This is a genomic window from Novipirellula rosea (assembly GCF_039541335.1).
Taxonomy (GTDB): domain Bacteria; phylum Planctomycetota; class Planctomycetia; order Pirellulales; family Pirellulaceae; genus Novipirellula; species Novipirellula rosea.
The window spans coordinates 234,761-247,909 of record NZ_BAABGA010000018.1 but is presented as its reverse complement, the minus strand read 5'-3'; the positions used below and the strand labels follow the sequence as shown (position 1 = coordinate 247,909).

10 protein-coding genes are annotated in these 13,149 nt (G+C 54.7%); 3 read left to right on the top strand and 7 right to left on the bottom strand.

Annotated elements, in window-relative coordinates; all coding sequences use genetic code 11:
* Nucleotides 1-33: 33 nt before the first annotated feature.
* The 4 genes from ABD971_RS07535 to priA form a co-directional block, all read right to left on the bottom strand.
* A complete protein-coding gene (locus ABD971_RS07535) occupies nt 34-2,025 on the bottom strand; it encodes a hypothetical protein (RefSeq protein ID WP_345320837.1) in 1,992 nt (663 codons plus the stop codon).
* A 476-nt stretch (nt 2,026-2,501) separates the two neighbouring features.
* Entirely contained in the window at nt 2,502-3,335 is an 834-nt protein-coding gene (locus tag ABD971_RS07530) for a glycosyltransferase family 2 protein (protein ID WP_345320835.1), read from the bottom strand.
* 116 nt (nt 3,336-3,451) lie between these two features.
* Entirely contained in the window at nt 3,452-4,516 is a 1,065-nt protein-coding gene (locus ABD971_RS07525) for an NAD-dependent epimerase/dehydratase family protein (RefSeq protein WP_345320833.1), read from the bottom strand.
* 153 nt (nt 4,517-4,669) lie between these two features.
* Nucleotides 4,670-7,018: a replication restart helicase PriA gene (gene priA, locus ABD971_RS07520; RefSeq protein ID WP_339939626.1), complete on the bottom strand. Its 2,349-nt coding sequence runs from the start codon at nt 7,016-7,018 to the stop codon at nt 4,670-4,672.
* 433 nt (nt 7,019-7,451) lie between these two features.
* Here priA and nadD point away from each other — a divergent pair, with 433 nt between their 5' ends.
* Nucleotides 7,452-8,105 carry a nicotinate (nicotinamide) nucleotide adenylyltransferase gene (nadD, locus tag ABD971_RS07515; protein ID WP_339939401.1) on the top strand — a complete coding sequence of 218 codons (654 nt, stop codon included), beginning with the start codon at nt 7,452-7,454 and terminating at the stop codon, nt 8,103-8,105.
* Here the strand turns inward: nadD and ABD971_RS07510 are convergent.
* Complete coding sequence (locus ABD971_RS07510; protein WP_339939402.1) at nt 8,089-8,616, bottom strand: NADPH-dependent FMN reductase; 528 nt, start codon at nt 8,614-8,616, stop codon at nt 8,089-8,091. The two genes, nadD and ABD971_RS07510, sit on opposite strands and share 17 nt — an antisense overlap.
* A 263-nt stretch (nt 8,617-8,879) precedes the next feature.
* A complete protein-coding gene (locus tag ABD971_RS07505) occupies nt 8,880-9,656 on the bottom strand; it encodes a hypothetical protein (protein ID WP_339939404.1) in 777 nt (258 codons plus the stop codon).
* 492 nt (nt 9,657-10,148) lie between these two features.
* Here ABD971_RS07505 and ABD971_RS07500 point away from each other — a divergent pair, with 492 nt between their 5' ends.
* The gene (locus tag ABD971_RS07500) at nt 10,149-11,870 is read left to right on the top strand and encodes a transglutaminase domain-containing protein (RefSeq protein ID WP_345320829.1); all 1,722 of its coding nucleotides are present in this window, start codon (nt 10,149-10,151) and stop codon (nt 11,868-11,870) included.
* 143 nt (nt 11,871-12,013) lie between these two features.
* Here ABD971_RS07500 and ABD971_RS07495 read toward each other — a convergent pair whose 3' ends face one another.
* Complete coding sequence (locus ABD971_RS07495) at nt 12,014-12,457, bottom strand: bis(5'-nucleosyl)-tetraphosphatase (protein ID WP_345320827.1); 444 nt, start codon at nt 12,455-12,457, stop codon at nt 12,014-12,016.
* A 121-nt stretch (nt 12,458-12,578) separates the two neighbouring features.
* Here ABD971_RS07495 and ABD971_RS07490 point away from each other — a divergent pair, with 121 nt between their 5' ends.
* The gene (locus ABD971_RS07490) at nt 12,579-13,130 is read left to right on the top strand and encodes a cob(I)yrinic acid a,c-diamide adenosyltransferase (protein WP_339939410.1); all 552 of its coding nucleotides are present in this window, start codon (nt 12,579-12,581) and stop codon (nt 13,128-13,130) included.
* The last annotated feature ends 19 nt before the right edge of the window (nt 13,131-13,149 follow it).

The following is a 13,149-nucleotide window of genomic DNA, read 5'->3' as shown; positions in this document are numbered from 1 at the left end:
TTCGGGGACGGGGCGTCTTGAAATACGTTCCGCTTACTGCAATTCGCCAATCGGGACGAAGAGTTGCTCCACTCGGTAAACTCCTGAGTGTTGAAGATGAATTGCGAGAAATTCAATGTTCTCGCTTAGCGAAAAACTGGGGAGCTGAAGCAAATCAATCGTTTGTATCAAGCGGGCGTCATCTGACGCCGGCACGTCATGTTTGGTTTCACTCGTGAATAACGATGACCGGAACGAAAGCGTCAAGGCAATGTTTTCGGTATCGTCCGCTTGTTTTGGGGGGGCGATTGCCATCTGCAACTGAAATCGTTCTGCACTTTTCCAATCGGGATATTGCAGCACAATTTTCGTTCGACCATCACTTCGGATCAGCCATTCGCCAGTATCTTGATGTTCGGATTCAACGGCGTCGACGAGGGTCAACGGATGCGGTCGGTTTTCAACATCTTGCGGCGTCGGGGGACGTGTTTGTGTATCCAATCGTGCCGGTAACGAATAGAGTCGATTCGCTTCCCCGCTCGTCTTAATTAAATTCAAGAACTCAGGGCTGACATCTTTGTATAAATTGCGAGATACGGTTGGGCTGGGGAAAACAAGTTCCGTGGCATATAGGAATTGATAGCGGCGCGGCTTATCCGTTAACACATCGACCATATAGGACAATTGCGGTTCGTATCCCCAGGGAAAACGGAGTGCGGGATATTCGCGAGCAAGAGTGTTGCCATTGATATCGACGATCCGCAGCATGCCTGTTGATGATTCATCCAGCGGCACAAAGATCGTTTCCTTCAGCTCTTGCATCGCCGCAAATTCGAGTTGGTGTTCACGAATCTCGCCGCCACGTGTGGTCTCGAAAAATGGCATTCCCCAGCTGCCTAAGACGCTTGCAGCACTGTGTGACCCCAAGGCAATCATCACGCAGAGCAAGCAGAGTTTGATGTAGATCAATCGTCCTTTTTCGGGAACGCGCTGCCATCCCCCATCGAACGCTATTGCAATGGCAATGCACGTCCACGTGTAGGGCATAAACAAATATTTGGGTGGAATGACATGTCCAATACCTGGGACAGGCCGTCCCAGACAGACCATCAACACGACGCCACTCATGATCATCAAGACCGAGATAATTTGAAATTGCAGCGAGCGGCTGGGAAGTGCAGGCCAAGTCCAAAGGATCATTGCAACAAACATCCCTGCACTGCAGATCATCGCGAATTCGAGCAATCCAAAATCGACGAGATGGTGGGGAATCGCGATGGGGATGGAGATCAGCGAGGTGGTGACGGTGTAAAACCACTGCAGGATCAATCCCATCAGTCCTCGCTGAGGGCCAGCCGCCGACAAAAATTGAGGTCCGTTTGGATGATGGTACGCGTGATAGTAGAACGCCATCGCCGCGACCATGGGAGCGCCGATTGCCAGGTAATGCCGCCAATGTTGCCCCAACCGACGAACGCGGTTCGAGACTGAGTTCCCAGCGATATCACACGTCAAAAAAACAATCGCGGCGCAGGCCACCCAAAATCCACTGATGTTGATGAAGCACGCGTATCCGACCAACAGCGACGTCAGAACGCAGTAGAGCCATGCATGGGGCGCGCGAAAACGCAGGGTGGTCCAACCAATCAACAGTGCCGCCGTCATCAATGATTCATGCATCAACAGGATGTATTCGCCCGAGGTGAGTTCGCCCCACAGGGTCCAGCCTACTAACAGAAACGTGAAGACCAGGGTTCCGACGCGTGATACGCCTGCTTGGCGAAGATACAGACATCCAGCCCACACTAAAGAAATCAACATGCCGACAGCAAGCACGTTGTACGCAACGACGTGAGTGCCGAATATCCAATGAAATATGCGAATGAGAATGCGGCCCAATGGATACACGTGATCATTCATCGTCGCATACATGACCTCGGGAAAAGCAAGCGTGCGGTTGTCAATCAATAAGTTAAAGTCGTCGGATTCAAAGTAGCCCCAAACGAGGGCGGGCCAGTCAAATGCGAGAACGAGTGCCGAGCACATGAGCCCCCAGAAAAAACTCTCTCGATAATTCGATCGGTCAGACTCAGCCTTGGGGGATACGTTGGCGAATTGCGTTGCCAAGCGCCAGAGCACTCGATCCGTTTTGTCTCCTAACAGCCAAGCGGCTAACGCGACGATAGCAGCGAGAAGAGACAGGCCCCCAAAAAAACGGGGTAAGAGAGGAATGATCTGCTCCGCCGATCCGCCCGACTGGCGTTTCAAGACGGATTCGTACAAGGAGGCTGGAAGGATTGCCAGTGCGGCAAACAATAGCAGCGCCAATACAGCTGACCATCGCACCAGAGGCCATGAAACGGGATGACTTGTATTGGATGATTCCGTCATGTGATTTGCAAAATCAAAAGAGATGAAACATTATCCGTTGTTCTTCGTGGCAACCGAAATCGCACCGAGTTCGTATCGCGTTTTGTTTTGCAGTTCGTTGGTTTCACAATCGTGGTCCGGGGGGCTTCGCTTTAAGCCCGGTCGGTTTGAGCAGGATCTGATTGAGCAGGATCGGATTGAGCCGCGTATACTTCTTTCGGCCCCGTTGTATGTCGATTGCTTTCCGCACGTACATCGTCGGACATCAACACGCGCTGGAAGAAAAGCATCAGCAGCGTGCACAGATAGCGGCGTCCCATCTCTCGCATTCTTAAGTTGCTTGAACCCCATGTTCGGCCTTCCCACTGGATTGGGACCTGCTTGATTTTATAGCCGCAGATTAAGGCGCTGAGCGACATTTCCAGCGTGATATTGAAATGGCACGCACGATACGGGCCGCACTGGTCAATGACTTCTTTGCGGTAGGCCTTGAACGCATTGGTCAAATCGTTCATTTCGGTCCAGAACATCCACTGAACCATTTTGTTAACGATTCGGTTAACGACAAGTTTGACTCTGGGATATTGTTTAACCGAGGAACCGCTGATAAATCGCGATCCAAAAACACAGTCGTAACCTTGTTGGATTGTGTTGTAATAGCAGAGCACGTCAGCGGGGTGATCGGAACGGTCTGCCATGTAAATGACGACAACGGATCCGCGAACAAACTCGAGTCCAGAACGAATGGCGCGGCCAAAACCACCGGGCGGCTGACGTCGTATCAACCTTATCGTTGGCCAGCGTTTGACACGTTCAAGCACCTCGGCCTCGGTCTCGTCATGGCTGTTGTCATTCACAACGATCAGCTCGGTGTCGATGCCGTGCTGATCAACAAGAAACGACATCAATTCGTCAATGCAGGGACCGATGTTGCCTTGTTCGTTGTACGCCGGAATGACAATCGATAGCGGAGGATTGACTGTCATGACGCGGTTGCTTGTTGAAGATCGGGCGAGTACAGGAGAATCGAGCGTGCCGGCAACGCGATGACGTTGGGCGGCAAACGTCTGCTTCGCTGGGATTTTATTAGATGATATCGATTTTAAGAAATTTCCAGCCACGCGGGGTGTTGTCGAGCATGTTCCGCGATTTCGGCCAAAATGCGATTGGTCGACCGAGAGGGCTGCCATTGCCATGCGTCTCGAGCAAGACGCGAATTGAGAACGATCCATGGCAAATCGAACGGACGCTCTTCGTCGGACGTTGCGATCGTATGGTTGCCAAACTGCTCGTTACACCACTGCGTCAATTGAGACAACGAACGAGCCGATTCAACGCCACCGCTCACGTTTGCGATGACTGGTTTTGTGGGGTCTATGCCTGACGTGATCTGCTTGTCGATAAGCTGAGCGACGTCCCAAGGGTGCAAGCAGTCGCGAACCTGTCGTCCAGAGCCAGCAAAACCAATGTAGCGAAGCGGACGCTGTTGCAGGTGTGAATGGATCCAATAACTAAAGATACCTTGGTCGGCGCGACCAAATTGCCCCGCACCCGCTAGAACGCCGCAACGATTGATTCTTAGCGGGAAATCGAATGCTTCAGCATATTCCCAAGCCATCGTTTCAGATGCCCGCTTTGTGGCGCCATAAAGCGAGACTGGCGGCGTTGTGGAAAACGACTCGTCGATTCCATCGTGGGAAACGCCAGCAGGCAGGCTCGATTCAGGGTCAAGTGCGAAGGCATCTCCCGCTTCGGTCAGTGGCAATGAAACGAGATCTCGGATGGAGTAGACGCGGCTCGTGCTTAGTAGGATCAAGCCGCTTTGATGTTGCCGGCAATACTCCAGCAGATTCAATGTTCCGATTAGGTTGTGTTCAATTAAGTTCCGCGATGAACCGTGCCCTGCCGTCCCCGCGAGGGCACTCGGTAGAGCGGCACAATCGATCACCCAATCGACTTCGGGAATCGCATCAAGATCGCTTCGGTTTCGCAGGTCACCGTGGACGAAGTGGATACCCAATGACTGGATTTTTTGACGATTTAACTCGCTGCCCGAGCGAGCCAAGTTATCAATTCCGAATACTTGCAAATCGGAGCGGCTTTCCAGCAAACCTTCGGCAATCCAGCGTCCAACGAAGCCACAGATGCCAGTGATGAGAACTTTCAAGGGAATCGACTTACGCGTTGGATGGGTGTGTTGCGTGAGCGTTCTATCGTAACCTCCCCTTGATTAATTTGCGACAGTTTTGTGCAGCTCAAATCCGGTTTCTCTTTCTCCCTTATGCACTGCTTTATCAACAGCTGGCTTGTGAAGGAAGGACTACAGCATATCGATGGGGTCGATGTCGACGACGTATTGGACGTCGTCCTTCTCGGGAATCGTGAACGAGTCGGTGGCTCGGCGAATCGTCTCCCCTAGCTGAGCACTGTCGGTGGATTGTAGTAGCAGGTGGAATCGATACTTGCCACGCAATTTGGGGATGGGCGGCGGGGCAGGGCCCAGGATTCGGACTTCCGACCCAAGAGCTTGCCGGGCGGCTTCGAGTCGTCCCAGCAGCGAATCGGCCACCGCTTCGGTGACATCTTCGACGACGCCGCGGATGATGATGCGAGCGACCGAACCGAGCGGCGGATAATTAAACTTGCGTCGATTGACCATCTCGTCCGTCGCGAATTGATGATAGTCGTGTCGCGATGCTGCTTGGATCGCCGGATGCTCGGGCGAGAATGTTTGTACGATCACACGGCCGCCGCGATCACCGCGGCCGGTTCGGCCAGCCACTTGCGTGACCAATTGAAACGTTCGTTCGGCCGCGCGGAAATCGGGAAAGTGTAGTGCGCTATCCGCATTGATCACGCCAACCAACAACACGTTCGGAAAATCGAGCCCTTTGGCAATCATCTGCGTGCCCAGCAGGATGTTAACCTCACCACTGCGAAATGCTGACAGCACGCGTTGATGGCTGCCGGGGCGTTTCATCGTGTCGCTATCCATGCGAGCGATGCAGGCATCTGGAAAACGTGCTTTGACTTCGACTTCCAAACGCTGTGTCCCCAATCCGCCGTAACGAATGCCATCGAACCGGCACGCGGGACACCAAGGCGGCGTGGCGATCGTGTAATCGCAATAGTGGCAACACGCTTTTCCACCGTCGCGATGATGGGTCAGCGGCATATCGCAATCCGGGCACGCGACAACGTGACCACAGGAGGGGCACTGAATCGTGGTGGCAAACCCACGCCGATTCAACAGCAGAATCACTTGGCCTTTTTCGTTCAGCGTTTCTTGCACGGCGAGATGTAGCGGACGGCTGATTGCACCGCGAGTCCGATCGTCACGAATTCGCAAGTCCACCAATTCGACACTCGGCATCGGGCGTTGGTTAATTCGCTCGTTCATCGGAATCAATTCGGCATGCCCGGTGGACGTGGCGTGCCATGTTTCCATCGACGGCGTCGCACTGCCTAAGATCAGCGGAATGCCAAGCGACATGGCGCGGGCGTGAGCCACTTTGCGAGCGTGATAGCGTGGTTGTTCGTTTTGTTTGAACGAGGCATCGTGCTCTTCATCCATCACGATCAGCCCTAATCGCGGCATCGGCGCAAACACGGCGCTGCGGGGGCCGACCACGACTTGCACTTCACCGCGGCGAATCCGCTGCCACTGGAAATGCCGTTCCGACGGAGTCATTTGGCTGTGCAGCACCGCGACCGTTTCGAATCGCCGCTCGAATCGGCCTCGCGTCTGCGGCGTCAAGCTAATTTCGGGAACCATCACGATTGCGCCGCGACCAGCACGCACGATCTGCTCAATGGCCTTGATGTACACTTCGGTCTTGCCGCTGCCGGTCACTCCGTGCAGCAGTAGTGTTTTGCCGGTGCCCGATTCAATCGCGGCACTGATTCGCTCCAGCGCCGCAGTCTGCTCTTCACTAGGAACATGCGTTTGTTGGCTTTCCCCGTCATTTTTTTGCCAACGCATCGGCGTCGTGGCAGTCATTTCACGCTGCATCGAAACGTCGATGTACCCTTTGGATTGCAATCCGCTAACGGGACCTCGCGTGCACTTGGCATGCACCATCAATTCGGATGCTGTCATCGGTCGCCCGGCGGCGATCAGAAATCGAAAGGCCGCCTGCTGCTTTTTAGGCAGTAGCTCGATTGATTTTTCGTCACTGCGGTCGGGGTTGGGGGTCAAGTAAGCCCGCTCGCGAGTTCCCGCATTCGATCGCACACTCGAGGGGATCAAAGTGTCAAAGACTTGCCCCGTGGGCGCTTGATAGTAATGACTGATCCACAATACCAAACGCACCAGGGCGGGGTCACACAGCGGTTCGTCGTCGAGCACTTCGACAATTTCACGCAAAGACCCTCGTTTTCCCTTATAACCAATCCGCGTCTCGATGCACCAACCCATCATCGGATGGCGACGTTTACCGAGCGGGACGCGGACTCGCATCCCCGGTTTCAAATGCTCGCGTTCGGCCTCGGGGATTTGGTAATCGTAGGGACCGTAGGGAGCCTCGCTAAACACGATGCGGCCGACGGCGATGTCGTCCTCGACGGTCAATTCCCATGGCGGAGGCTCGGTTTCAAACAGTTCGGCTTGCTGCGCTTTTGCGCCGTCATCCTTTTTTGCGGCCTCTTGATCCGCGTCATCGGTAAACATCGATGCGTCGATCGCCAAATCTGCGGACAAATCAAACGCTTCGGATTTGCCCCCTTCATTCGGTTGGGGCTCTTCCGCCGATGAGCTCGGGGCCACGTCAGCATCGTGCTGCGTTCGGGGGCGAGAATCAAACTTGGACATGGTCGGGGTGCCGACGGTTGGCGGAACTGGATCGGATGGTATGGAGGTTAGCATAGTGTATGTTGGATAAAAGGAAGAATAAGGGAGGAAGAAGGCCATGTTCCGTGCTCACCCATAGGAATGCTCACCCATAGGAATGCTCACCCGTAGGAATCGCTTCCCTCGCGCGAACCCCCTCAGCTCCTCTATTTTCCTGGTTTGTTGGACAAGTCTGGTCAAGCGATCCGCAGCGAATTTCGCTTTGCCAACGAAATCGCTCCCGTTGGCCCCCCTAAAGAAAGAATCGAGATTGATGAGAATTGGACTTTTCGGAGGCTCATTTGACCCCGTCCATGTGGGGCATTTGTGGATCGCCGAGGCGGCGCTAGAAACACTGTCGCTCGATCATGTTCGCTGGATCCCCACTGCAACGTCGCCGCTGAAACTAGCCGGCGCGGTCGCCTCGAGCGAGGATCGTGTCGAGATGCTAAAGCTGGCTTTGGCGGATAACCCGTACTACGAATTGGACGAGCGTGAGATCGCCCGGGGTGAGATCAGCTATACCGTGGACACGGTGGCGGAATTGATCCAAGAGATGCCCGAGGCTCAATTTTTTATGATCATCGGCAGCGACTCTTTGGCGAGTCTACCGCTCTGGCATCAACCGCAGCGGCTGCTCGAATTGATTACGCCTGCGGTGGTCCAGCGCGGAGGCGAAGCGGCAATTGATTTTTCGGTGCTGCAGGGGCTGGTGGACCAAGACCGCATTGATGACATCGCGTCCCGCGTGATCGCAATGCCGATCATTGAACTCTCCAGCAGCGAGCTTCGCCAGCGCGTGCAACAGGGGCGAAGCATTCGGTACCGCACCCCGCGTGGCGTCGAAGCGTTGATTCAGCAGCGGGGGCTGTATCGCAGCGACCCTTGGACCGCTGGGGCGCCGAAAAACGCTAGAGCGATCGATTGATCGCGTCGGCAAGCTTCGTTGTTTCGCTGACCAACATGTTGACGCGTTGCTGGATTTCTTCGTCAGCCAATCCATCCCCTTCGAAGGCATCGCCCGTGGCGTAAATGAACCGTGGCACAATGATGCAGCGAAAATCAAGCATCAAGCTGTTGGCCAATCCCATTGCCGACATGTAGCTTCCTTGACCACCGGCAGCCAGCATCAAGCTGACTACTTTTCCGGTCCATGCTCGTCCCGTTAGTTCCACCGCGTTTTTTAACGCCGCGTTGACGTCATAGTTGTACACGGGGGAGGCGACGAGAATGGCGTCGGCATGCTGAATCAACTCCGCCAATTCTTTGACGTTTGCGTCCGCATACGCCGAAGCGCCGTCGCATGCGGGTAGCTTTTTGATCACTAAGTCGAAAAGAGTGGCATCGCGTCCGGTTTGCTGCAGCTGTTCGACGGCGGCGCGAGCAAGGATACGGCTTCGGCTAGTGGGGTGCAGGCTTGAGCTGATGACGAGAAACATGGCTTTGCGTTATCGTTGGCGACACGTTCGAAGAGATATGAAACCACGAATACTCTCAGACCTGCAGCAGTTTGTCGAGTCGCAAACGGGAACGAGGCCGGTTTCCGCCGCGAATTACTGCATCGCGGAGCGGCGCAAGCCGCCCGGTAAATTTCGAACGTTTGACTCGCTGCAACCGGGCGGGCCCCGCGCCGTACCGCTACCCAAAGTCGATGGGATTGGTATTGGGCTTACGCGGGCGTCCAGAGCAACCAAGCCGACCGTCAGGCGTATTCTTCGTAATCGTCCAAGAACATTTCACCATCCATTCCGAGTCGGTGTTTCAGCTTTTCGAACTCGGCTGTGAAGCGTTCGCTGCTGCTGTGAACATGTTCGGCCTCGGTGATGAATTGCAGCTCGTCGTCGGGATAGACATCGCCCTGGATCAATGTTTGCGAAAAATTGTCAAGGGGATCGCCGTATGCGATCAGCAGCTTGTGTTCGTCCAGTTGGACTTCCTGGCGTTTGCTCGGATTGATCACGGCGATGCCGGTGCAACCATCATTAAGCAATAGGTCCTCGAACTCCCACAGCATGCTTTTCAGCACAGGTGCGTCGATGTGTTCCCGATACAGATCCTCGGGGTGAGGGTTGCCTTGGTGGCTGGTTTCCAGCACGACATCCACCACAGGGCCGAGCTGATCCACCAGTTCGAGGAACAGGTCCATGATTCGGTGGCGAGTCGCCGATGCCAGGATCACCGGGGTGCTTAGCCCCGTTTTTTCGTCGACATATTGATCATATCGAAAACCCTGTTTTGGCACGACTTGCAGATCATACGACGGACGAACCGCATCGGTGAGCTCGAACACACCATAGGAACGAATCCCCATGTGGGTTTGCAGCTCGTCATCGGTCAGCGTTTCAAAGCTTCCGTTGGAAGCCACTCGAACCGCTTCGTCGCTGGTACCATTTCGAAGTATACGCTTGAGAAAACCCATTTCGGTTTCCAGTCCCGTTCGCAGCAAGAAAATATAGGTGTGAAATAACGTTGGGTGCACCGACTTCGGTTTCGATTGAATCAGTACACCCAACGCTAGGTCACGTTCTTCACGGGATCAGGCAAAGACCACCTAAGCGGAAAAGACGGCGAGTATTTGCGACTGTATATCCAGCCATACCCGGATATCCGTTACAGCCGGCACCTTGCTGGTTGGCTGAGCCAATCCCCGCTTGGGTGGAATTGCCGCGATTTGTCTCGAGAACAAGCCGCTTGGGATGATCCAATCCAAGCGATTACGACACAGACATTGCGGTGCGGACGCTTGCTTGGACCGCCGTCACTTGGATGTCGCACTCGCTGGACATCGCACTCGCTGAATATGGCACTCACTGGGATATGTCGCTCACTGGGATATAATGAAAACCGATTGGACACCGAGGGCAAAATTGGACGCCTTTTTGTCGCGTCGAGAAGGTTTAATATTGAGGTTCAACATTGAGAATGTTCAGCGTTTCCCTTTTTCTCTTCTGATTCGAAAATAGACAGCTTCATGCTTCGATTGCTCACGTTCCTTGCCGGCTCACGCTTCGCTTTGACGGGTTTCCGCACTTCACTGGAGCGTTTTGCCACGTTCAAAGCTGTCTGGATTACCGGTTTCTTGCTGGGCTGGGGGCTGTTCAGTGGTTGCGATATTCCCGAGCGAGTGCCGTTGGTCCCGCCGGCGGATCGGTATCTTTCCGCCGACCCGCCGAGCCAAGGTGATGCGGAATCCGCGGGCGAGCAGGTCGCTCGCGAAGATGCGACGCAGGAGAACCGCAAATTTCGCGGTGATTTCGAGGCCTGGGATGCCTATTTCGTGGGTGACAAGCACGTCGGATACAGCCACATCTCGGTCACCGCGACTCGCGATGCGGACCAACGTGATCCTGAAAAACAGCATGTCGAGCTGAACATCGAAGATTGTTTGTTGATTCATCGAGGATCGGCGTCCGCCTTTGTTCAGCGTCATTCGCATCAATCCAGCGAGACGATTGACGGACAATTGCAGCACTACAAAAGCAACTTAAGCGTCGGTCCGGTCATCACCACATGCGAAGGGACAGTGGACGAGTCGGGGCTGACTGCTGTCAAAACACGCGGTGCCGCAGTGACCACCAAGAAATTCCCTTGGGGCGCCGAGCATCGTGGCTTGTTGGCGGTGGAAGAGTCGATTCGCCGCGCGCCGCTTCGCATCGGCCAGAAGCGAACGTTTCAAACCCTGGCTCCGATCCAGCCGCTGGTTACCACCGTTCGAATGCACTGTGTCGCTAAGGCTACGGTTCCGATGATCGACGGAAAACCACGTGAATTGCTGGAAATTGATGTGGAAACCGATTTGGGTGAAGATCGCAAAACTTATCACGTGATTTGGATCGAGCCCGATGGAGCGATTCGTCGCGTTATGTATCCCGCATCAAATTTGGTCACGTACCGAACCGACAAGGAGATTGCAACCAAAGACATCGAGTCGCAGCAGACTGCGATCGCGATCGCGTCCACGTTAACCAACAGTGAGCTTGAACGCCCTAGCGAGACAAAACGTGTGGGGTTCAAGTTGGTGCGGACGGCACTGCCGCTTGCGGCGGAAAAGTCGATTATCAAACCGCAACCGAATCAATTTGTGCGGAAGTTGGACGAGACCTCTCTGTTGGTTCTGGTTTCGACATTGGGGGAAGCTCCTAAAAACGGTTTCCAACAAGGAAGTTTTCCGGTGACCGATGCGGACCGTAAACCGAGTGCGATTATTGATTCGTCAGAAACGATGGTGCGGCGAATTGCGCAAGCTGCCGGGGGCTCCGGAAAACTCGGTGAGCGTGAACTTGCGATTGAGTTGGCTCGATCGGCGAACCGGTTAACTCAATTGAATCCCGCCTCGGGCACTTTTCAACGCGCTTCGGAAGTCGCCCGCAATGCGCAAGGCGACGCAACCGCCTATGCGGTGTTGTTAGCCGCACTGCTACGCGCCAAAGGGGTGGCTTCGCGAGTCGCGTTTGGTTTTCGGTATCAAGCAACTCCGTCGCCACGAATGGTGTATCACGCCTGGACGCTTGCTCATGTCGACGGAGATTGGTTGCCGCTAGATGCGACCTCCGGTGGAATTGCGGCGGCGGATCGTTTGACGGTTTCCACAAACGATCTGAGCAATAGCGATATTGGCGAGGCGATGATGCCTGTGCTGGATTTTCTCGGGGCTTATGAAATCGAGATCGTCGCATCGGCAACCCGCTACTAACGGACGGGCAGATTGGTTGGAGGCTGCAACCGGAGATTGACGCGTCAGCAGCGTCATGGTCAATGACAAGCCGGGATGTTCGTCTCGCGTTTGATTCCGGCTCACTCCCGTGACTTGTCGTTGGCTTATGACTCGTCGTGAGCCTATGACTTGTCATGGGCAAGGTGCCTTGCGACCGCCGCCAACAGCGGATCGATCGTCTCCGCTTGGATGGCATGAGGTGGATTCCATGGGAACCATTCCGCCGCATCGTGCTCGGTCAGCACGAGCTTGGGTTGGTGGTCCAAATAACCCAGGAAATATTGAACTGTTTTTTGAAAAACCTGCGAGCCTGTTTTTTTGTACGATACCGGGTAGCGAATTTCGAAGCAGAACTCGGGGTCGATTTCGATGACGGATGGATCGATGCCGGTTTCTTCCTGAGTTTCGCGAATCGCCGTCTCTTGGAACGATTCCCCCGCTTCGCAATGGCCTTTGGGAAGATCCCACCGCGTAGGGTGCCGCATCAATAGAAATTGTCGCGTGGGGCTTTTCAGCATCAGTAGAATGCCGGCGGCACGCACGCCGCCATCGGGAGATACTTTCATCGAGGGATTGACTCTTTGTGGATCGTGGATGTCGAGAAGGTTACAACATAGAGGGAAGGGGCAAAACCGTGTTCTTCGTTCACCCCGTGTCATTGGTCAAACCAGAAGTGATTGCATCGAAATGAAAATTTACACACGCACGGGCGATGCGGGCAGCACAGGTCTGTTTGGCGGGCCGCGAGTCGCCAAAGACGACGATCGAATCGAAGCCTATGGAACGGTCGATGAACTCAATGCTGCTCTCGGCTTGGTCCGCTCGGCCGGCGTTTCAGCGACGATGGATTCCCAGTTGTGTCAAATCCAACATGCCCTGTTTTCGATCGGAGCGGAGTTGGCGACGCCGAACCCCGACGAACATGGGATGCGGATCATTGATGAGGTGCATGTCAAACAGTTGGAGGGGTGGATCGACGAACATGAGTCGGTATTGCCACCGCTGAAAAATTTCATCCTGCCGGCCGGCGTCGCAGCCGCGACCCATTTGCATTTGGCACGTTCGATTTGCCGCCGTGCCGAACGACGCGTGGTCACGCTGGTTCGGCGGCACGAGGCGAGCGTGTCGGAGGAGTTGATTGTTTATTTGAATCGATTGAGCGATTTATTGTTTGTGCTTTCTCGGGTCGCCAATTTCGACGCCAATGTCGAGGACGACCCTTGGCAGCGGCCGAAGTAAGCTGTGTGCGAGAGCTCGC

What these genes read in the sequence shown, in the direction of transcription:
- ABD971_RS07495 (WP_345320827.1), bottom strand. Translation starts at nt 12,457, where the DNA reads ATGAAAGTATCTCCCGATGGCGGCGTGCGTGCCGCCGGCATTCTACTG.
- ABD971_RS07490 (WP_339939410.1), top strand. Translation starts at nt 12,579, where the DNA reads ATGAAAATTTACACACGCACGGGCGATGCGGGCAGCACAGGTCTGTTT.
- ABD971_RS07510 (WP_339939402.1), bottom strand. Translation starts at nt 8,616, where the DNA reads ATGTTTCTCGTCATCAGCTCAAGCCTGCACCCCACTAGCCGAAGCCGT.
- ABD971_RS07500 (WP_345320829.1), top strand. Translation starts at nt 10,149, where the DNA reads ATGCTTCGATTGCTCACGTTCCTTGCCGGCTCACGCTTCGCTTTGACG.
- ABD971_RS07535 (WP_345320837.1), bottom strand. Translation starts at nt 2,025, where the DNA reads ATGTGCTCGGCACTCGTTCTCGCATTTGACTGGCCCGCCCTCGTTTGG.
- nadD (WP_339939401.1), top strand. Translation starts at nt 7,452, where the DNA reads ATGAGAATTGGACTTTTCGGAGGCTCATTTGACCCCGTCCATGTGGGG.
- priA (WP_339939626.1), bottom strand. Translation starts at nt 7,018, where the DNA reads ATGTTTACCGATGACGCGGATCAAGAGGCCGCAAAAAAGGATGACGGC.
- ABD971_RS07530 (WP_345320835.1), bottom strand. Translation starts at nt 3,335, where the DNA reads ATGACAGTCAATCCTCCGCTATCGATTGTCATTCCGGCGTACAACGAA.